A 20,744-nucleotide genomic window follows, 5' to 3' on the forward strand; every position below is an offset into this window, starting at 1 on the left:
GTATGCTACGAAGATGCCAGCCTTACCGGCTATCGGCAAAAGATTGAAATATCTGTTTGGCTATTGCCGAACCGATTCCCTCGACCTCGGCTATTTCCTCTATGGTTGCTGCCTTTAAACGTTTTAGCGAACCAAAGTGCTGCAACAGTGCTTTTTGACGTACCTTCCCCAGACCGGGGACTTTATCGAGAGCTGAGCGGCGCACCGATTTTCCGCGTTTCTTTCGGTGAGCACCGATAGCAAAACGATGGGATTCATCACGCAAATACTGTAATAGGTACAGAGCCGGTGAGGTACGGGGCAAAATTACCGGAAAATCACTGCCGGGAATCCAAACTTCTTCCAGGCGTTTCGCTAAACCGATAACGCTCACATTTGCTCCTACCTCTAATAATGCCTTATGGGCGGCATTAACCTGGGGAGCGCCTCCATCAACAACCACTAAATCGGGAGGATAGGAAAAACGTCTCGACTTTAAATCTTTAGGGCTTTCAGCGCTATTAAGCTCATCTTGTGCCTCTTGTTCTTCTTGTTTTAGGCGCAGGAAGCGCCGGGTAAGCACTTCATTCATAGCTTTAGTGTCGTCTGAAGAATCATCGGGGGTGGTTTTGATATTAAAGGTGCGATAGGCGCGTTTTAAGGGCGCTCCGTCCTCGAAAACAACCATTGACCCTACCTGGTTAGTTCCTTGGGTATGGGAAATATCGTAGCCTTCTATTCGTAAGGGAGCTTCTGGTAAGTCCAAATATTCTTGCAGCTGCCGCAAGGCTTCAGAACGCTGAGTCAAATCCCCTACCCGTTTACTTTTATGCAGGCGTAATGATTGCTGGGCATTTTCCGCAGCGGTTTGCATTAAAGAATACTTCGCTCCCCGCCGGGGTACCTTAATTTCTACCTTTTTCCCCCGTATTTGGCTTAGCCAAGCCGCCAGCACCGGCGAATGAGCTGGCAGAAGCGGCATTAACACCTGTGCCGGAATCGCCTGGATTGGGGTATGTGCGATATCATCAACGCTCATTGCGGGGGCAATTTGGCCATCCATTGCTTGATATTCGCCGTAAACTTGCTCTAGGAAAGCCTCTAACATTTCCGGTAGCTCAGTATTTTCTGAAGTGTCTACTACCCAGCCGCGCTCTCCCCTGATTCTGCCAGCTCGCACGTAAAAAACCTGCATAATCATTTCGAGTTCATCTTTAGCGAAAGCAAATACATCAGCGTCAATACTTTCATCCAAGACCACCGCGTTTTTTTCTCTCACTGTTTCGAGGGCGCGGAGCTGATCACGAGTTTTCGCTGCCTGTTCATAGTCAAGCCTAGCGGCCGCTTCGCTCATCTCTTGACGCAATTGAGAGGTAATCGGCTCCGTTTTTCCATCTAAAAACGCTCTCACTTGCTCGGCTAAGTGGCTATACTTAGTCGAGCTGATCCGTCCCACGCAGGGAGCGGCGCATTTATCGATATAACCTTCTAGGCAGGGACGTCCGAGTGCTTGAGAGCGGTTGAATACTCCCTTAGTGCAGGAACGTAAAGGAAATGCTTTGCGCAGTAAGTCCATGGTTTCGCGAACTGCCCATACCTGGGTGTAGGGACCAAAATAACAGGTGTTCGCGCGTTTCCTCTCTCGAGTAATGTGAATGCGAGGATATTCTTCTGCCATCGTGAGCGCCAGGTACGGATAGGATTTATCGTCGCGAAACATCACATTAAAACGCGGAGCAAACTCTTTTATCCAGGAGTATTCCAGCGAAAGTGCCTCTAGCTCATTAGCTACCGTTATCCATTTAACCCCGACAGCGGTGGTGACCATTTTCCGGGTACGGGGATGTAAAGAATCAAGCGGCTGGAAATAGTTTGCTAACCGATTGCGCAGGTTAATTGCTTTTCCCACATAGATAACCCGACCGTTTTTATCTAAAAATCTATATACCCCAGGGCTGGTAGGAATATCACCCGGAGCAGGGCGGTAAGGTACGCAATCAGCCATAGTTAAAGGATACCCGGCAGTGACAAACTATTTAACCACGGGTTTTCTGCAGTCTTCATCAGAAAATACCGAGCTATCAATAGCAGGCTCTGACCGAACCATCCTTCCTCTAAATTGTGAGAAAGGTAAAATTATTTAACGCTTTAGTCAAAATGTGGATTGCAGTGGTAACGTTTCGTCGGAAAATGAAAACCTAAAGAAGTAGCGTACCTCGTTCGGATAAGGAGAATGAGGTTAATAGACAGCGAGGAGCCACTATGAGCAGTGTTGTGGAAGAGGTTTATAACGAAGTCCTAGACCGTAACCCCAATGAACCCGAGTTTCACCAGGCAGTTAGGGAAATTCTGGAATCGATAGGGCCGGCGGTAGAAAAACATCCCGAGTTTGCAGAAACTAAGCTGCTTGACCGTTTAGTTGAGCCTGAACGCCAGATTCTGTTCCGGGTTCCCTGGGTTGATGACAATGGAGAGGTGCAGGTAAACCGGGGATATCGCATTGAGTTCAACTCAGCTCTAGGACCATATAAGGGCGGTCTGCGTTTCCACCGTTCCGTGAATCGTTCAATCCTAAAGTTCTTGGGCTTTGAACAGATTTTCAAAAATGCTCTAACTGGGCAAGGTATCGGAGGCGGCAAGGGCGGATCTGACTTTGATCCCCACGGACGCTCCGACACCGAAGTTATGCGTTTTTGCCAACAGTTCATGACTGAGCTTTACCGTCACATTGGCGAAAACACCGACATTCCCGCTGGTGACATCGGGGTAGGAGGACGTGAAATCGGCTACCTATTCGGGATGTATAAGCGTCTGACCAACCGTTTCGAGACCGGGGTTCTCACCGGAAAATCCCTATCTTGGGGTGGTTCCCAAACCCGCACCGAGGCTACCGGTTATGGCACGGTACTATTTGCGCAGCGTATGTTGCAAACCCGGGGCATGGATTTGGAAGGGCAGCGGGTCATGATTTCCGGTGCTGGTAACGTCGCAATTTATGCAGCTGAGAAAGCTGAGCAGCTGGGTGCAAAAGTGGTTACCGTTTCGGATTCGTCCGGTTGGGTGCTGGATGAGGACGGTATCGACGTTGAACTGTTGAAACAGGTTAAAGAGGTCGAGCGGGGACGTTTGACTGATTACGCTAACCGTAAAGCTGGGGTCACCTATCATTCTGGTTCTAAGCCTTGGGCAGTCGGGGGAACGGTGGCTCTACCTTGCGCAACTCAAAATGAATTGACTTCCCAGGATGCTAAACGGCTCCTTGATGGCGGCGTAAAAGTGGTAGCAGAGGGCGCAAATATGCCTTGTACCCCCAACGCCACCAGTTTGTTCCAAGACTCCGGGGTGCTTTTTGCTCCCGGCAAAGCCGCAAATGCCGGCGGGGTAGCAACCTCGGCTTTGGAAATGAGCCAAAACGCTGCTCGTTCCTCCTGGAGCTTTGAAAAGGTTGAAACGGAGCTAACGAAAATCATGCACAACATTCATGATGAATGCGCCCAGACCGCCGAAGAATATGGACATGCCGGCAATTATGTGATTGGAGCTAATATCAACAGCTTCCTGAAAGTCGCCCATGCCATGACGGAACAGGGCATCGTCTAAATCCTCAGCTAAATAAGCGAATAGCGACTACTGCGGGCAGCGAATCAGCAGATAACCTTCGTCCTCGGAGGTAATAACTTCTTCTGGTTTAGCTGCCCGCAAGCGCGCAGTCTCGGCTACTGAGAACGAGAGATTGTAACCAACGGGACATCCGGCAACAACTTTTATTGCCCCTACCCCACCGGTTTGCAACTTTATATTCTCGTATAAATCTAATAAATCGCTATCGATGCCGGCTACTCGCTGCTTACGCTGGTTTTCTAACTCCTTTAGTTCCTCTCCTATTTGAGAGTTTTCCCCTTCAACTTCTTCCTTCAGACTGATGGTTTCCTGAGCGTATTCTGCTTGTCGCTTAGAGATTTTTTGCTCAACAGCGTCCAACTGTTCAACTTCGCTCATTACGAGGATTAACTGTCCCTCTAAATCCTCTACGCGCTTATTCATTTGCTGGATTTCTGTTTGCAATCTCAGCAACTCTTTTGGTGAGCCCTGCCCGCTATCTAGCCGATTTTGCTGGGTTTTTCGGCGAGTCTCAATCCCGGCTACCTCATTTTCTAAGGCGCTGATTGCCCGTTTCTTATCGGTTTTCAGCGTTGAAAGCTCAGTTAGTTTAGCTGCCAGCTGTTTATTGCTTTCAGTTAGTTCTGTTAGCCTCGCTAATTGGGGCAGCTTTTTTCGCCGCGAAACCAGCTTGGTAATTTTCGTGTCTAGCTCTTGCAAATCCAGTAATGCCAGTTGATCTTTCCAGGGAGCTTCCATCAAATCTCCTTTCTATTAGTCTTGTTCTTCAGATAGAATCCGCTTAGTCCACGGATCGGTGCAAATGGTTGAGGCAATAACTTCCAGTTGAGAGGGAAAACTTTCTTTAAGTATTTGGGAACATTGGGGTACCCACGGCCATTCACTGGCCCAATGAGTTGCACAAATCAGGTAAGGCTTTCCCGCTTCTAGATGTTCTGAGGCAGGATGGTGGCGCAAATCCGCACAAATATAGACATCAGCACCCTTTTCGCGGGCAGCGCTCAGAAAAGAATCTCCACTGCCACCGCTAACGGCTACCGTTTCTACCGAGGCATCTAGGTCGCCACCTACTAATATCCCCGCTGGACACTTGGGTAATCGGGACGATACCTGTTTCGCAAAGTCTCCCAGAGTCATAGCCTGAGGAAGTTTCCCAATCCGACCACTTCCAGTATTTTCACTGACAGGAAGCAGAGGGCGAGTTTTCGTAAGACCTACGGCGCGCGCTAAACAATCAGCTACTCCCCCGTTGGCGGAATCAGCGTTAGTGTGGGCGTTAAAAAGTGCTATCCCATTTTCGATTAGCCGATGCACCAAAACGCCTTTGGGGTTGGTGGCTGCCACAAAAGAGGTTCCTCTTAGATACAGCGGATGATGGGTAACAATCAGCTGAGCTCCCAATGCGATTGCCTGATCTACAACTGTTGCTACCGGGTCTACTGCCACCAGCACTTTATCTATTTTTGAATCGAGGTGACCAGTGATTAGACCTACCCGATCCCATTCTTCAGCTAACTCGGGCGGATATATTTCCTGAAGTAGCCTAATTATTTCGTTTAACTCTACGCTCACATCTTGATACTAATCGAGATTTTAGGCGCGCAAATCCACCACCGCGCTTGACCCTGATATTTACTTGCGATATTCCCCTGTCCTTAAACATCCGTCATTTTAGGCAAATCTAGCTCCTAGTTCTTTGTTTTTCCTCAGGGTTTAACGCTTCGGGGTTCACCTACTATTATGGGTAAGGGCGCTTGTATCCCCCACAGGATTTAGGATATGAAAGGGCTCCAATGCGAATTGGTTTTGATTCTGAACGTTATATTTCTTCGCAATCGAAGCATATTGATGAACGTCGCCAGCAGATAGGCGGCAAACTCTATTTAGAGATGGGGGGCAAACTATTTGACGATTTCCATGCCTCCCGGGTTCTTCCTGGTTTCACTCCTGATAACAAAATTTCGATGCTGGAAAGACTCCGGGACGAAATGGAAATCGTTATCGCGATTAATGCTAAAGACCTCAGCCGCAAAAAGATGCGAGCAGATTTAGGCATTCCCTATGAACAAGACGTTTTCCGTCTCGTGGACGTATTTCGGTAGCGCGGGTTTTTGGTGGAAAACATTGTCCTTACCCAGATGGAGGACGATAACCATATCGCAAGTTTATTTAAAGAGCGGCTGCAACGTTCCGGGTTAAAGGTTGCTCGCCACCGCACAATCCCCGGTTATCCCTCGAACACGGATTTGATTGTTTCCGAGGACGGGCTAGGACGAAATGACTATATCGAAACTACCCGGGATTTGGTGGTGGTGACCGCTCCCGGACCTGGTTCCGGAAAGCTAGCAACCTGTCTTTCCCAGATATACCACGAATATAAACGGGGCATAAAAGCTGGTTACGCCAAGTTTGAAACTTTCCCGATTTGGAATCTTCCCCTAGATCACCCGGTCAATCTTGCCTATGAAGCCGCCACCGCTGACCTTGATGACGTAAACATGATTGATCCTTTCCATTTGCAGGCATATGGAAAACAGGCAGTGAACTATAACCGCGATGTGGAAGTGTTTCCACTGCTACGTTCCTTGCTACAGCAGTTAGCCGGTTCTTGCCCCTATCAGTCCCCAACCGATATGGGCGTTAATATGGCTGGTTTTTGCATAAGTGACGATTTAGTCTGCCAGGAGGCAGCAAAGCAAGAGGTAGTACGGCGTTACTATCACGCTTTAGGTACTGAAGCCGCTTCCCAGGCTGATCCAATTGAATCTCACCGCATTGCCATGACCATGGCAAAACTGGGAATCACCAAGGATTACCGCACTGTGGTACATCCATCTCTTAGTTTAGAGTCCGAAACTGGCGCTCCCGCAGCCGCTATGCAGCTTAGTGATGGCACGATTGTGATGGGTAAAACCTCTCCTCTATTGGGGTGCTGCTCGGCTATGCTATTAAATGCTCTGAAACTGCTGGCCGGAATCGACAATAAGGTTCAATTACTTGCGCCGACTTCAATTAAGCCGATTCAAACCCTAAAGGTTGACCATTTGGGTGCGCAAAATCCCCGTCTGCATACCGATGAAGTCTTGATTGCGCTTTCAGTTTCTGCCGATACCGATGAAAATGCGCGCAAAGCTCTAGAGCAACTGGTTAATCTTAGAGGTTGCGAAGTCCACACCACCACGATTCTCGGTTCAGTCGATACCCACATTTTCCGCCAATTGGGATTGCAAGTAACCTCTGAGCCGGTTTATGCCCGCAAAACCCTATTCAAGAAGTAAGGTTCGGGAAGCAATCCATAGGTAAATCGCTCTTAGTTAGTATCGGGGTTGAGTAAACCAAGTTTACTCAACCCCGATAAACGTTTATGCCACTACTTGCACTCTCTGAGGCGAAAAATTTATAACGAAAAATCTATTAGCAGAGTAGACAATAATAACCTAGCTACCTATCCTGGCTCGCTCTAAAAGCCCTGACCGAAAAGCTAACTGATAGACAGCTAAATAACTGACTATTCTTCCTCGGGAGTTACTTTCCAGATTTTTTGCTTGGTTTTTGCTTGCACCAACTGTTTACCTACCCCCATAGTGGTTAGGAACATTGCCATCCGTACCAGAACCCCATTATCTGTTTGCTTAAAAATCGACAGACCGGGCAAACAGTCCACGTCAGTTGAAAGATCTAGCGCATTAGGACGCGAATCACGAGGCAGCGGGTGACAGATAATAATATCTTGGGCAACACCCGCTTGTTCAAGCATGGCTTTATCGAGTAAGCAGCCTTGCAGCTGTTTTGATTTCGCCAGTTCTTCAGTCATCCGTTCGCGTTGGACTCGGGTAGCGTAAACCGTATCTGCGCCCTCTAAAGCCTCAATCTGAGTGCCACAGGTAACTACTCGTCCTCCCCGTTTAGTAGCATAGTCAGCAATTTGTCCCGGTAGTTCCAGGGAGGGAGGAGAAAACAGCCTAAAGGTGACATTCTCATAGAGGCTCATTAGTTTCATTAGGGAATGAACAGTGCGACCGTACTTTAAATCACCCATGATAGCGATAGTGCAGCCATCCAGGCTCTTACCTCTTTTATCGAGTTCCTTGCGCATCGTGAACACATCTAATAACGCCTGAGAGGGATGCTCGCCAGAACCATCTCCCGCATTCAGTACCGGCACTATAGAGTGGCGGGCAAACTCAGCTACCGAACCAGCATCGGGGTGGCGAACTACTAAAACATCGGTGAACCCGGACACCACGCGCGAGGTATCGGCGATTGATTCCCCTTTAGCCATAGAAGAAAAAGTGAAACCGGTAGTGGTTTCGACTTCTCCCCCGAGACGCAAAAAAGCAGATTCAAAAGAAAGGCGGGTACGGGTAGAAGGCTCAAAGAACAGGGAGCAAAGAACCGCCCCATCAAGTACGGTACAAATTTGTTTACGCTGCGCAATAGGACGCAAAAACTCGGCTAGGTCAAAGAACTCTTGCAGATTCTCGTGATCGAACTGAGACACCGAGATCAGATGTTGCCCTACTCCAAAACGCGGAAAATCATAGTGATCCTGCATATTTACGCCCTTTCCTGTTAATAGTTTTTGATAAAAAAATACCCCGCCACAGCGGGTTTGAATTGGGAATAGGAACACCAGTTAGATGCGATAGCTTCCTGGTTTCCATCACTCTCCTAACGTTTACCTGAAGGGAAGAATAGCATAAAATAACCAGCTCTCGCTTGAGGTGCTCTGATAGCCAGCCCCAGCTACCTGCCCGATTTCTAGGGGGTGCTAGAGTACACACCGTTCCAAATAGAATTCCTTACGAGGGCGGCTCTAGAATCGAGTGATGATTAAATCCAACCAGGTTTATTTTAAGGGACTTAACCGCTACTATCGACAAAGTTTAGCGGTATGTGCGCTGCTAGTTGCGACCACTGTTTGGGGATCCACCTTTTTCTTGATTAAAGACCTCTTAAGCGATATGAGCACCTTATCGTTCCTAGCGATTCGCTTCTTAGCCTCAGGAATTCTGGTTGGAATATGTTTCTTTTCCCGCCTGCGCCGCGCCCCCAAAGAAACCTGGATTCACGGCTTCGGCTTAGGTTTTGTCTATGCCAGTGCCCAGATTTTTCAAACCAAAGGGTTAGAGAGCGCCGATGCATCGGTAGTAGGGTTTATTACCGGTCTATATGTGGTGCTCACTCCCCTGCTGGTATGGTTACTTTTCCGCGAAAAAATCAAACCGGTAAACTTGGCGGCCGCCATAATCGCCCTGGCAGGATTGATGGTATTGAGTCTGAAGGGGCTATCAATCGGGATTGGGGAAACAATCACCTTAATCGGGGCGATTCTCTTTTCATTACATATCGTGTTGACGGCTCGCTGGGCTACGAGAGATAACCCCTTAACCTTAGCGGCGGTACAGCTAATCGCTTTAGGCTTATTTTGTCCCCTCGCGGCGCTCCCATTCGGTATAACTTTGCCCCATACTGTTTCGGCGTGGGTGGCAATCGCCTACACAGTAGTGTTTGCCGCTATCGGCGCCCTTATCTTGCAAACTTGGGCACAAAGTCAGCTACGTCCTACTAAAGCCGCGGTAGTTATGACCATGGAACCGGTGTTTGCCGCTTTCTTTGCGGTATTCTTCGGCGGCGAGGACGTGACTTCGAGAATGCTTATCGGGGGCGCTTTAGTGCTGGTGGCAATGCTAACAACCGAGCTAATCCCCGCCTGGCAGGCGCGCGATAAGATTCGCTTAACCCGGAAGAAAACTAGCGAGACTTATTAGAAAAGTCGCTTTGAATCTTCGTCATAGTTTCAAGGTATTCTTCCTCGTAGCTACCAAGACCCGCCGGGTAATGCCCGGCAAATGAATCCATACACAAACCACCATAAGGTCCGGGAAGATTCAAACCTACCGATTCAACCAGACCCGCAACCGACAGGTACGCCAGAGAATCTGCTCCCAAATGGGCACCCAGTTCATCGACATCCATATGGGCACTGATTAGTTCAGCGGAATTAGAAACATCAATACCGTAGAAACTAGGAAAAATAAACTCAGGGGAAGCAATCCGCACATGTACCTCGCGAGCCCCAGCATCTTTTAACAGTTTCACGATTCTTCTAGAGGTAGTGCCACGCACAATCGAGTCATCAACCATCACTACGGATTTACCTTCTACGATTCCTTTGACCGCAGACAGCTTCATCAATACGCCCTTTTCCCGCAATGATTGCTTTGGTTGAATAAAAGTGCGAGTCACGTACTGGTTCTTTATTAATCCCATTTCATAGGGCAGGTGTGCAGCTTCCGCATAGCCCGAGGCGGCAGAAAGTGAGGAGTTAGGAACGCCGATTACAATATCCGCGCCCGGTGTGGGCTGTTCTTTAGCGAGGGCCATCCCGCACTGTTTACGCACCGCATGAACATTTTTCCCCAAAATATTGGAATCTGGTCTAGCGAAATAAATATATTCCATGGCGGCAACGCAAGTATCTTGTTCCTCGCAGTAGCGCTTAATCTTAAGACCGTCCTCGTTGATAATAGCGATTTCCCCACCGCGCAAATCCCGGTAGAAATCAGCCCCAATCAAATCTAGAGCGCAACTCTCACTGGCTAAAACCCAGCCTCCCCGAGTCTTCATCTTCCCAATTACTAAAGGACGCAGACAGTGCGGATCCACAATTCCGTACATGGTGTCATCGGTCATAATCAGGTAGGTGAATCCGCCCCGCAGTTTATTCAAGGCTGCACATAATTTTTCATAGAAGGTGCCTTGTTCATGCATTATTAAATGCATAAGAACTTCCGAATCTGAGTTGGAGTTAAAGATAGAGCCTTGCTGCTCTAGCTGCGCTTTAAGCTGCGGAGAATTTACCAGGTTTCCATTATGTGCTAAAGCAATATTGCCTTGATGGAGATGGAACACAAAGGGCTGTAGATTGCAAGACCAGTTATTTCCAGAGGTTGAATACCGCACATGGCCAATCCCGCGCGAACCACTCAGTTTAGTGAGGCGCTTAGGGTCATCAAAAACTTCGGTTACCAGCCCTTTGGCTTTTTTAACTCGGATAGTTTCGCCATCGGAGACCGCTATACCGGCTCCTTCTTGACCGCGGTGCTGGAGGGCGTGCAGTCCGTAATAAACAAGACTAGAGGCATCGGGAGAACCATATACTCCGAAAACCCCGCATTCTTCTCCCAGGTTAGTTACCGTTTGTGCCTGCAAGCTCGTCCTCCTAAATAATTAAAAACCCTAAGCGATAGGACTGGTTTATTAAATAGCGTCGCTACCTATATCTTTACGATAGGTTTTACCCGCAAAATCTACTATTTCAGCATTCTTATAGACTATATTTCTGGCTGCCTCTAGAGTGTCGGCTTGTGCCAAAAGGTTTAGCACCCGCCCACCATTGGTGTAGCTTTTACCGTTTTCATGGCGCACTCCCGCCTCTAGATAATCGACTCCATCCAGACCGGTAATTTCTTTACCTTTCTGGTAATCTCCGGGATATCCCCCTGAGGCTAATACCAGACAGATAGCTTTTTGATTACGTATTTTAATATCTTCCTGGGTAAGTGTCCGCTGCATACAGGCAGTTAAAAGTGAATATAAATCGCTATCGAGGAGTGGCAATACAACTTGGGTTTCCGGGTCGCCAAAGCGCATATTGTATTCCAAAAGGTAAGTGCCATTATCAGTGAGCATTAAACCAAAGAATATACAGCCCGCAAATTTTAGCCCCTCTGCCTGGATACCTTTCAAAGTCGGAGCCAAAATGTCGCGTTCAAACTGGGCTTGCCGCTCATCGGTGTAAAACGGATTGGGAGCAAAAGTTCCCATTCCACCAGTATTGGGACCAGTTTCTCCTTCGCCAATCTTCTTATGATCCTTGGCAGAAACTAGCGGAAAGATACCTTTTTCATTAGCGAGACTGAGAATAGAGGCTTCTTTGCCGACCAGGTATTCCTCTAAGATAACCTGTTCTCCGGCTTTGCCGAATCGTCCCTCAACCATGATTTCCGCAATCGCATCACGAGCTTCATCTGCGGTTTCGCAGATGATTACCCCTTTTCCGGCTGCAAGTCCAGAAGCTTTCACCACTACCGGGAGGTTAAAATCCACCAGTCCCGCAATCGCGGTCTCGTAGTCGCTGAAAGTTTGGTAGCGGGCGGTTTTTACCCCGTATTTTTTCATAAAGTCTTTGGCATAGGCTTTCGAGCCCTCTAGTCGGGAAGCCGCCCTACCCGGCCCAAACAGCTTCATTCCTGCCTGGCTAAATAAATCTTCAATTCCGGCAACTAGCAGGTCTTCGCTGCCCACAATGGTTAAATCAGCGGAGAAATCGCGCGCCGTCTGCAAGATTTCTTGCATATTAGAGGACGTGGTTTGGGCAATTTCGTGAGCACTCAGGGCGCGCTTAACCGCGTTTTCGCGTCCCCCGTTTCCAACTATCAGAATCTTTGCCATCAGCTTTTATTCTCCCCTTTTTCCGCTAACGATTCCAAAAGATTTGTGTCTGCTACCTAAAGCAATAGCTGATTATCGCAGGCATATTTTATTGCCTTGCTGCTCGGGAATTTGTGCTTTTATTTCTCCTATTTCGTAAGCATCAGGCACTATGGCTTGTATTTGTGGCAGTTCTTCCGGGGGAACCACTAGCACAAACCCCACTCCCATATTGAAAGTTCCCCACATTTCCGGTTCGCTAACTGCGTCGAACTCACTGCGCCTAAAAATATCGAGAATACGAACTTTGGATTTTTCAATCTGGGCGGTGAGCCCCTCGGGAATAATCCGAGGTACGTTTTCTTCCAGCCCCCCGCCAGTGATATTCGCTAGGCCATGAAGTTTAACTTTTTTGTCTAGTAAAGCCAGAATTTCAGGTACATATATTCTGGTGGGCGTAAGTAGCTCTGGCGAAAAGTCATCTTTAAATAGTGCTCTTACCAGGGAGAAGCCGTTGGAATGTAGTCCTGAGGAGGGAAGTGCTATCACTCGGTCGCCGCTACGGATAGCCGAGCCGTCTATAATGGCATCTTTTTCTACCACGCCGACGGCAAAACCGGCCATATCGTAGTCTCCGGGTGCATAAAATCCGGGCATTTCTGCGGTTTCGCCCCCCACTAGGGCAGCCCCGGCTTGTTTACAGCCAGCAACTACCCCGGAAACCAATTGGGCAGAAACGTCGGCGTCTAGCTGGGAGCAAGCCAGATAGTCGAGGAAGAATAGCGGGCGCGCCCCATGACAGAGCACGTCATTTACACACATTGCCACCAGGTCAATACCTACAGTGTCGTATTTTTCGAGGGCGAAAGCGATTTTAAGTTTTGTTCCTACCCCGTCAGTGCCGGAAACCAGGACTGGATTGCGGTAGTTTCCCAGCTCATACAGAGCAGCAAATGAGCCTAGCGATCCCAAAACCTGTTCATTTTGGGTGGAGTCTACCATTTTCTTCAGCCTGCGCACATGCTCATAGCCTGCTTCTTTATCGACACCGGCATCTTTATAGCTGACCATAATCTGTTTTCCCTTGCCCTCAGTAGCGCTCTACATTGTGGCGCTTTTCCTGGGGGCGCAAGCGAGGTTCCGCCCCCAGGAAAAGCGCAATTAGTTATTTCTTGGTAATGCGGTGCAGGATTTCCTTGTAGGCTTCTTCAATCCCGCCCATATCTCGCCGGAAGCGATCCTTGTCTAGTTTCTTCTTGGTTTCTGCGTCCCAAAGCCGGCAGGTGTCTGGGGTGATTTCGTCTGCTAACAGCAGATTCCCGTCCTTGTCGCGACCAAACTCGATCTTGAAGTCCACTAAGAGGATGCCTTCTTTCTTGAAAGCATCAGAAAGAATCTGGTTAATCTTAGCGGTTACCTCCAGGATTTCGGCAACTCCTTCTTCGGTCGCTGCCCCGATGGCAATCGCATGATCAGAGTTAATCAGGGGGTCACCCAAGCTATCGTCCTTATAGGAGAACTCTTGAATCATTTTCTTCGGGATAGTTCCCTCTTCTAGACCTAGGCGTTTAGCCATAGAACCCGCAATAATATTGCGGGTAATTACCTCTAGCGGAACAATATCTAGCTTGACGCACAATTGTTCGCGATCGCTGAGTTTCTCAAGGAAATGGGTTTTCACCCCGTGGGAAGCCAGCATTTCAAACAGGTAACTGGTTAGCTCATTGTTAATTACACCTTTATCTTTAATGGTGCCCTTTTTCTCTCCGTTACCGGCAGTAGCATCGTCTTTGTAGTAGACGATGACTTTATCAGGGTCGTCGGTAGCATAGATTTTCTTGGCTTTACCCTCGTAAAGAAATTCTTTCTTCTCCATTATTTTGCCTTCTCTTTTATTGTATTTTTATTAAAAATTAATCGGTTCGGCAGTGAATTTTTTCTTCATATTTTCGCGGTATTCTTTTAGCTGCGCAGCTACCTGCTGGTTGCTGGTACCGATGATTTCAACCGCAGTCATAGCAGCGTTATAGGAGTTATTGATTCCCACCGTCGAAACCGGGATTCCTTTGGGCATTTGCACGATTGAATAGAGAGCATCTTGTCCGCCCAAAGCCGCATCTAAGGGTACCCCGATAACTGGGATAGTGACTTTAGAAGCGATTACTCCCGGCAGGTGTGCTGCCAGTCCGGCTCCCGCAATGATAGCTTTCGCCCCCGAGTCCACGGCTTCTTTTAGAATGGTCTCTAATAATTCTGAAACCCGGTGCGCAGAAGCGATAAATGCTTTGTATTCCAGCCCGAATTCATCTAAACATTTAGCTGCGCCTGCCATTTTTTCTTTATCAGAGGCAGAGCCAAAAATAATTGCTACATCCATCGGAAATAATTAACCCCGTTTCTAAATATGTTCTGTTCTATTTCGGGACAGTAGTTGCGGTATAAGCCGCTACCGCTGCGTTCGGAATGACCCATTTTCCCCAGGATTTGCCCCTGATGAGCCAAGAGTCCTTCAATTTCATAGGACGATCCGTTGGGATTTTCCCCAATATATTTGGTGGCGATTTGCCCAGCTGCTAGATATTTATCGTAGTCTGCCGAGCTCATCACTATCCGTCCTTCTCCATGAGAAATAGGTATGTGGTGTACCTCGCCTACATCGAAGGAACTGAGCCAGGGTGAAGCTACCGATGCCACTTGGGTACGTACGATTTTGGCTACGTGATGCTCGCTGTCATTTTGTGCCAAAGTTGGCGAATTTGCATCTAAATCCCGAATCTTTCCGTAGGGAAGTAAACCAGATTTGATTAATGCCTGGAAACCATTACAAATTCCCAGAATCAAGCCCCCCTTGCGCAGCAAGGAGTGTACGGCTTCTTTAACCTGGGCTTGGCGCAGCACCGAAACAATGAACTTTGCCGATCCGTCGGGTTCGTCACCGACTGAAAATCCTCCGGGAATTGCCAAAATGTCTGCTTGCTCGATTTGCCGAGCATAGGAAGCAGCATCCCGATACACTTCCGTTACTACCTGCGCTCCCTCGCGAGTAAAAGCTCTGGTCATGTCATATTCGCAGTTAGTACCGGGGAAGATTGGAATAAATACCTGCGGATTTTCTTTTCGATAGGGCGCATGTAGGGTTTTTGTTAGACAGCTTCCGTCTACGCGCAAATCATCAGTGGGAATATGGCTACCGGCGGTTGGGAAAATCTCTTGTAGGGGTTCTTCCCAAGCCTGTTGTAAAGCAGCCAAATCAATACGCTGACCGTTAATGCTGGTTTCTTGCCAGCTGCCGGTGTATCCCAGTAATGGTAAATCTAGTGGCTGGTCGCTCTCGATAATGAAACTGCCATAACGGGAAGCAAATAAATCCGCTTCAGTATCTATGGCAAAACCTATCCGATTTCCAAATGCCATTTTAGGCAGTGCTTCGGCGATTCCGCCATATCCCAAGGCGTAAACCGCGTGCGGGTTAGTATTTACCAGCAGGTCGAGTGCAGATTGGAAAGAATCTAAATCTACCGCCCCCAGCTCATCGTTTTCCACTTTCAGCAGGTAAATGCGGTGATTTCGGGCTTTGAATTCGGGGGTGCGCAGTTTATCCGCTGCTTGCATACCAATCGCGAAACTAACCAACGTAGGCGGCACATTCATATCTTCAAAAGTTCCCGACATGGAATCTTTACCGCCGATGGAGGCTAAATGGAAATGCCGCAGAACTCGATTGGCTCCTAAGAGGGATTCCACTACCGTTCCCCATTTTTCTGGATCTTTACCCAGCCGTGGGAAGTATTCTTGGAAACTGAAATATAGGTCGCGATAATCTACCCCGGCTGCGGCTAGGCGCGACATGGACTGTACTACGGAAACGATGGCGCTGTGGTAGGGGCTTTGGTTTGTTAAGGACGGTTCAAACCCGTAGGCCGCTACCGAGGCAATATCGCTTTGTCCGTCTTCAACCGAAATTAGCTGGGCGCTCACCTGGGAGGGGGTGCGTTGGAACTTGCCCCCATAAGGCAAGGTTAGAGTGGTTGCCCCAATCGAGGAGTCAAATATTTCGTTTAATCCGCGCTGCGAGCAAATGTTTAAATCAGCTAGATTGTTCGCCAATTGTTCTTGCAAGTCGTTACCGTCAATGCTGCGTTGAGCAGTGATGTTTCCGCTGGAGGTCGCCGCAAATTGCGCCTGGGAGCGCACCCCGTTGGTATCTAGGAAATCGCGGGAAATGTCTACGATAGTTTCTCCCAGGTAATGCATCACCAGACGCCGGTTATCGGTGACGGTTGCAACCTGGGTGACTTCTACGTCCTCGGCCGCGCAAGCATCATAGAAGAAATGCAAATCTGCGGGGTCAATACAGACCGCCATTCGTTCTTGCGATTCTGAGATAGCCAGTTCGGTTCCGTTTAGACCTTGGTACTTGACCGGCACGCGGTCAAGTTCTATTTCCAAGCCGGGAGCTAGTTCTCCGATAGCGACGGAGACTCCCCCCGCGCCAAAGTCGTTACATTTCTTAATCCGTTTGGCTACCTCACTTCGGCGGAACAGGCGTTGGATTTTGCGCTCAACAATCGGGTTACCTTTTTGTACTTCCGCTCCGCAGGTTTGGGCTGAGGCGCGGGTGTGAGTTTTGGACGAGCCAGTGGCTCCCCCAATCCCGTCGCGTCCGGTGCGTCCTCCAATCAAGAGGATGAGATCCCCGGGAGCAGGTTCTTCGCGAATAATATTCTCCGCGGGTGCTGCCCCAACTACGAACCCGAGTTCGAGGCGCTTCGCGCGATAGCCAGGATGATAGATTTCTTTAACATAGTTGGTGGTCAGCCCGATTTGGTTGCCATAGGAGGAATATCCGGAAGCTGCCCGCTGGGTAATTTCTTTGCTGGAGAGTTTTCCATCTATGGAATCCTCTAGCCGCGGATCGGCGCTGCCAGAGATTCTCATCGCCTGGTAAACAAAGGTACGTCCCGATAGCGGGTCACGTATAGCACCCCCAATACAAGTAGAAGCCCCCCCGAAAGGTTCTATCTCGGTGGGGTGATTGTGGGTTTCGTTCTTGAATTGCAAGATATAGCGTTTGCCACCCACGGTTACATATACCGAGCAGGCATTAATCTCGTTAGAGACTTCCTGGTTCTTTACCTTTTCCCGTTTGGCAGCCAAGGTGGCCAAATCCATTAGGGTGATTGGTTTCTGGCTGTTGCGTTCTGCCAGATATTGATTCCATTCTGCTTGCAAGCGATCCGCGTAAGGACCGCTAAAGGTCGCATCGGTTAGCTCAGTTTCAAAAGTTGTGTGGCGGCAATGGTCTGACCAATAGGTATCTATTACCTTAATTTCGGTTTCGGTGGGCAGTCGCCCTATAGAATCAAAATAATCTTTGATGAATAACAGGTCGTCTTTAGTCATTGCCAAGGAGGCGTGCTCATAGTAATCATCGGTAATTTCAACCGTGGGGGGCAGTTGCCGGTTGGGAATATAGGTTTCATTTTCCAGTACCGACATATCTTTAAGCCGCATCTCGATGGGGTTGAATTCCACCTTGCCGGTATGCCCATATCCGCATTTCACGGTGGCTTGATACCCCAGTAAGGCTAGGCATTTTTCCGCGGCATCTGCGCGTTGATCAAATTGACCTGGCAGATATTCGAGGACGTAGTAGTCATCAAGGTCAATGCTATCGAGTACGATATCCTGGTTTATCTCGGCGAATACCGTATATTTCACCTTTTTGAGGGCAGCAGTGTCCAGACCGAAGATGTCATAGACATTGAACTGGGTGGTATCGTTCTTTTTTCTTACGAAAATCCGCTTATTCAAAGTCTTCCCTTATCTGAAATAGCTGCCCGATATGAAATTTTGCGCGCGAAATTGGGAAGTCGTCTGAATTCTCACCCGCTACCCAACCGCATTCCCCCGATAACTGGTTTTAATAGCTACCTGGGAAGCTTGTTAGCTGTTTAAGTCGTCTGCTTGGAGGAGACGGTTAAACAACTACCCTTAAAGCCTAGCAGGGTCGGCGCCTTACCTACCAATCTCCTATTGGTTACAGACAGGCTATATTCGTCACGTTTCCTGCATTTTTATCATTTTAGGAGCTTTTTATTTCTCGAGGGCGCGCTAGATACTAGCTTGAGAACACTAAATCTTCTGGGAGGGTTTTCCAGTAACCGTATTTATCAAGATGGGGTTAAAGTACAAATATGTTAGTTGCATTTTCTATTACCCCCTCTAGTTCTGACGCTGATGGTGGAGTGCGGGACGCAGTTGCGGCCGCGGTGCAGGTGGTTCGAGATTCTGGACTCCCTAACCGCACCGATCCCATGTTTACCACCATTGAGGGGAGCTGGGATGAATGTATGCAGGTAGTTAAAGATGCTTGTGAAGCGGTTTCTAAATTTGGTCCGCGGGTGGCTTTAGTTCTAAAAGCCGATATTCGTCCTGGCCGCAGCGGTGAAATGAGCGCGAAGCTGACTCGCCTAGAAGCCGCCCTTGAAGAGTTAGATTCCTAAGTTCCTTACCTTTTGAGCATCGCTGTTTGATGCGGAACTAAAATAGTTGGCGGTGTCACCCCGCAAGCCGGGGTGACACCGCCAATTTGTTTAGCTAAAACTGATTTTTTAGTTAATAGTCAAGCTAAATACCGTCCGATTGAATTCGGAGAGAAAACTTATTTACCTAGCTGAACTGTCCATTCGGGAGGAACGTCCTTGCCGGATTCCTCGTCCTGTTCTGCCTGAGCGAAAGTCTCTTGTACGATTCCTTTCGCATGGTGGGACGGAGAATAAACGGCATAGAGTTTCATCGGCTCGTCACCGACATTAATAATGTCATGCCACTTACCAGCGGGTACCATTACTGCCCAGCCGTCGCTAACTTCCTGTTCAAAAGTGAGGTTATCTTCGGTGTCCCCCATCACTACTTTGCCTTTACCAGCATCTAAGCGCAGGAATTGGTCATTATCGGGGTGTACTTCCAAACCGATGGATTCCCCTACCGGAATAGACATTAGAGTTACCTGCAAGAACTTTCCTGTCCAGGCGGTAGTGCGATAGTTGGTGTTTTCCTTGGTTTCAGTTTCCAAATCGAAGCTGTATGGTTCGGGGCCATTATCGTGAACAGTCATGGTCATCTTCCTTTCTTTATCGCTTATGCTGTTATTTACCATGGTAACTAAGCTTTTAGGTTAAATGTCTAAGTTCTTTACAAATATCGCTACCAGCGTTGAATTAGTTACCGAATAACCGCTCTAAATTATTCAAATTATTGAGTTCATTTTGAACGTTGTCTTGTACGGCAGATTTTGCGCTAGAGTAAAGCGCGTACGATCCGGTAGGAACTGCAAACATTCCGATTACCAATGACGCACACAAAGTCCAGATAACAAAGAAAACCGTATGCCGCATTTCGGGGCTTTTATCTTTCGGATATAGGTCTTTTAAGCCTCCGAAAACCAGCAATTCCATCATCAAGAAGGATGCCGAAAGCAGCAATTGCAGCACCAGTATCATTATGGTGGTCAAAACGGGAATTGGGAGCAGGGCGATTAAGAACATCAATGACAGCACAAAAGTGGGCAATACCAGCCCAGTAGCAACTATCGAAGCTACCTGGGTAAACGAAACCGCAGTTTGCTTGGTGCGGGCAGCCGCTAAGGCTAATACCGCCCGCAGAACCACAGCCGCGAACGCCACCAGTGTGAACATAACAAAGCAAAGTAACCATTGCGCGAAGTACAAGACACTATAGGTTCCGTATCCGGAAGCCCCCAGTATTCCTCCAGAGAAAATATCTGCACTGCGAGCAAGGAGCACAGAGGAAGATAGTCCAGCTACCAGAGCAAATAGCAGCATCATGACCCACCACCAGTATTTCAACTGAGAGTTAGCCTTTACCCGGAGTTGTCCTTCCGATTTGTGCATTCCTGTAAAAGTTGGCCAAATAGCTTTCAATGCCAGAGCAAAATCTCCTGCCGGTTTCTTCATTCCAGGATATCCGGCACTATTACCTGGGTAGACTGGATAACCGCCAAATTGATTGAGCGGTTCATATCCTGTCTGCGGATAGGGATTCTGCCCGGCTGACATTGAATTGGCAGCATTAGATACCGGCTGCGTTCCAAATCCAGGTTGCGGAGGGTAGGGTGGATAACCACCTGACACACCTGGAGGCGGGAAACCACCAGGAGGAGGTGGAGGAACCATTCCCGCAGGAGGCATTGGAGAATTCATCCCAGTTGCTGGAGCTGCCAGCGACAATGATGGATTAGGGTTAGTTGCCTCACTCGTAGAAATGTTGGGACTATTGCTAGATTCAGGTTCTAATGATGCAGACCCCGGATTTGAAGAGTCTGGATGAATAGGATTACTCAATGATTTACCTTTCCACGTAACTACGACATTGAGCATTTTAGCATCAGCTATGATTAAGCCCCATGGAACAGGGCAAACCCTTCTCTACTCCCACTCTTCTATTCTGGGCTAAGTAACATTTTGTGTGTCTTTTTCCGGGCGTGTCGGGGTGGTTTAGTGTCCTGCCCAGCCTTTGCGGATGTGTAGGGATCCGTCTTGGTATTTGGGGTCGTAATCGATTGCTCTGTCCCATAGTTTCGGGCCTGGTTTTGGTTGTTTGGGTTCTGGTTTGTGACCTGGTTTTATGTGGTGGGTCTGGATTAGTTGGTGGGGTTTGAGGGGGTTTTCGCTGTTGAGGTAGTA

The 20,744-nt window shown here is 48.4% G+C and carries 16 protein-coding genes and 1 pseudogene; 4 read left to right on the forward strand and 13 right to left on the reverse strand.

Features of this window, described 5'->3' with window-relative positions:
- Window positions 1-22 precede the first annotated feature (22 nt).
- Window positions 23-1,984 (reverse strand): excinuclease ABC subunit UvrC, encoded by a 1,962-nt coding sequence (gene uvrC, locus QZT94_RS03555; RefSeq protein WP_296773170.1) that lies wholly within the window; start codon window positions 1,982-1,984, stop codon window positions 23-25.
- Between the two features lie 257 nt (window positions 1,985-2,241).
- Here uvrC and gdhA point away from each other — a divergent pair, with 257 nt between their 5' ends.
- On the forward strand, window positions 2,242-3,579 hold the full coding sequence (gene gdhA / locus QZT94_RS03560; protein WP_072509613.1) for an NADP-specific glutamate dehydrogenase: 1,338 nt from the start codon (window positions 2,242-2,244) through the stop codon (window positions 3,577-3,579).
- A gap of 27 nt (window positions 3,580-3,606) precedes the next feature.
- Here gdhA and QZT94_RS03565 read toward each other — a convergent pair whose 3' ends face one another.
- Together QZT94_RS03565 and QZT94_RS03570 are read right to left on the reverse strand one after the other, a co-directional pair.
- A complete protein-coding gene (locus QZT94_RS03565) occupies window positions 3,607-4,338 on the reverse strand; it encodes a hypothetical protein (protein WP_072509612.1) in 732 nt (243 codons plus the stop codon).
- A gap of 15 nt (window positions 4,339-4,353) precedes the next feature.
- Entirely contained in the window at window positions 4,354-5,172 is an 819-nt protein-coding gene (locus tag QZT94_RS03570) for a Nif3-like dinuclear metal center hexameric protein (protein WP_296762412.1), read from the reverse strand.
- A 221-nt stretch (window positions 5,173-5,393) separates the two neighbouring features.
- On the opposite strand from QZT94_RS03570, the pseudogene QZT94_RS03575 reads away from it, so the two are divergent.
- Window positions 5,394-6,878: pseudogene (locus QZT94_RS03575) on the forward strand (DUF1846 domain-containing protein).
- 230 nt (window positions 6,879-7,108) lie between these two features.
- Here QZT94_RS03575 and pyrB read toward each other — a convergent pair.
- Window positions 7,109-8,155, reverse strand: a complete 1,047-nt coding sequence (pyrB, locus tag QZT94_RS03580) for an aspartate carbamoyltransferase (RefSeq protein ID WP_072509831.1) — start codon at window positions 8,153-8,155, stop codon at window positions 7,109-7,111.
- A 274-nt stretch (window positions 8,156-8,429) separates the two neighbouring features.
- On the opposite strand from pyrB, the gene QZT94_RS03585 reads away from it, so the two are divergent.
- The gene (locus QZT94_RS03585) at window positions 8,430-9,371 is read left to right on the forward strand and encodes a DMT family transporter (protein ID WP_270625835.1); all 942 of its coding nucleotides are present in this window, start codon (window positions 8,430-8,432) and stop codon (window positions 9,369-9,371) included.
- On the opposite strand, the gene purF is transcribed toward QZT94_RS03585, so the two are convergent.
- The 6 genes from purF to QZT94_RS03615 form a co-directional block, all read right to left on the reverse strand.
- Window positions 9,355-10,815, reverse strand: coding sequence for an amidophosphoribosyltransferase (purF, locus tag QZT94_RS03590; RefSeq protein WP_270625837.1), 1,461 nt, complete (start codon window positions 10,813-10,815; stop codon window positions 9,355-9,357). The two genes, QZT94_RS03585 and purF, sit on opposite strands and share 17 nt — an antisense overlap.
- Before the next feature lie 48 nt (window positions 10,816-10,863).
- Window positions 10,864-12,057, reverse strand: coding sequence for a phosphoribosylamine--glycine ligase (gene purD, locus QZT94_RS03595; RefSeq protein ID WP_296762417.1), 1,194 nt, complete (start codon window positions 12,055-12,057; stop codon window positions 10,864-10,866).
- A gap of 72 nt (window positions 12,058-12,129) precedes the next feature.
- Window positions 12,130-13,107 (reverse strand): phosphoribosylformylglycinamidine cyclo-ligase, encoded by a 978-nt coding sequence (purM, locus tag QZT94_RS03600; protein WP_296762419.1) that lies wholly within the window; start codon window positions 13,105-13,107, stop codon window positions 12,130-12,132.
- Window positions 13,108-13,201: 94 nt separating this feature from the next.
- Complete coding sequence (gene purC / locus QZT94_RS03605; protein ID WP_296762421.1) at window positions 13,202-13,912, reverse strand: phosphoribosylaminoimidazolesuccinocarboxamide synthase; 711 nt, start codon at window positions 13,910-13,912, stop codon at window positions 13,202-13,204.
- Window positions 13,913-13,942: 30 nt separating this feature from the next.
- Window positions 13,943-14,413: a 5-(carboxyamino)imidazole ribonucleotide mutase gene (gene purE / locus QZT94_RS03610; RefSeq protein WP_296762423.1), complete on the reverse strand. Its 471-nt coding sequence runs from the start codon at window positions 14,411-14,413 to the stop codon at window positions 13,943-13,945.
- Window positions 14,404-17,850 (reverse strand): phosphoribosylformylglycinamidine synthase, encoded by a 3,447-nt coding sequence (locus QZT94_RS03615; protein ID WP_296762425.1) that lies wholly within the window; start codon window positions 17,848-17,850, stop codon window positions 14,404-14,406. The genes purE and QZT94_RS03615 overlap by 10 nt, the downstream gene beginning before the upstream one ends.
- A 383-nt stretch (window positions 17,851-18,233) precedes the next feature.
- On the opposite strand from QZT94_RS03615, the gene QZT94_RS03620 reads away from it, so the two are divergent.
- Window positions 18,234-18,542, forward strand: a complete 309-nt coding sequence (locus QZT94_RS03620; RefSeq protein ID WP_296762427.1) for a thiamine-binding protein — start codon at window positions 18,234-18,236, stop codon at window positions 18,540-18,542.
- 158 nt (window positions 18,543-18,700) lie between these two features.
- Here QZT94_RS03620 and QZT94_RS03625 read toward each other — a convergent pair whose 3' ends face one another.
- The 3 genes from QZT94_RS03625 to QZT94_RS03635 all read right to left on the reverse strand — a co-directional run.
- Complete coding sequence (locus QZT94_RS03625) at window positions 18,701-19,156, reverse strand: cupin domain-containing protein (protein ID WP_270625849.1); 456 nt, start codon at window positions 19,154-19,156, stop codon at window positions 18,701-18,703.
- A gap of 103 nt (window positions 19,157-19,259) precedes the next feature.
- Window positions 19,260-20,402 (reverse strand): hypothetical protein, encoded by a 1,143-nt coding sequence (locus tag QZT94_RS03630; protein WP_296762430.1) that lies wholly within the window; start codon window positions 20,400-20,402, stop codon window positions 19,260-19,262.
- A 153-nt stretch (window positions 20,403-20,555) separates the two neighbouring features.
- A partial coding sequence (locus QZT94_RS03635; protein WP_296773172.1) for a hypothetical protein occupies window positions 20,556-20,744 on the reverse strand: 189 nt, incomplete at its 5' end.

It is taken from the genome of Varibaculum sp. (assembly GCF_008661855.1).
GTDB classification, from domain to species: domain Bacteria; phylum Actinomycetota; class Actinomycetes; order Actinomycetales; family Actinomycetaceae; genus Varibaculum; species Varibaculum timonense_A.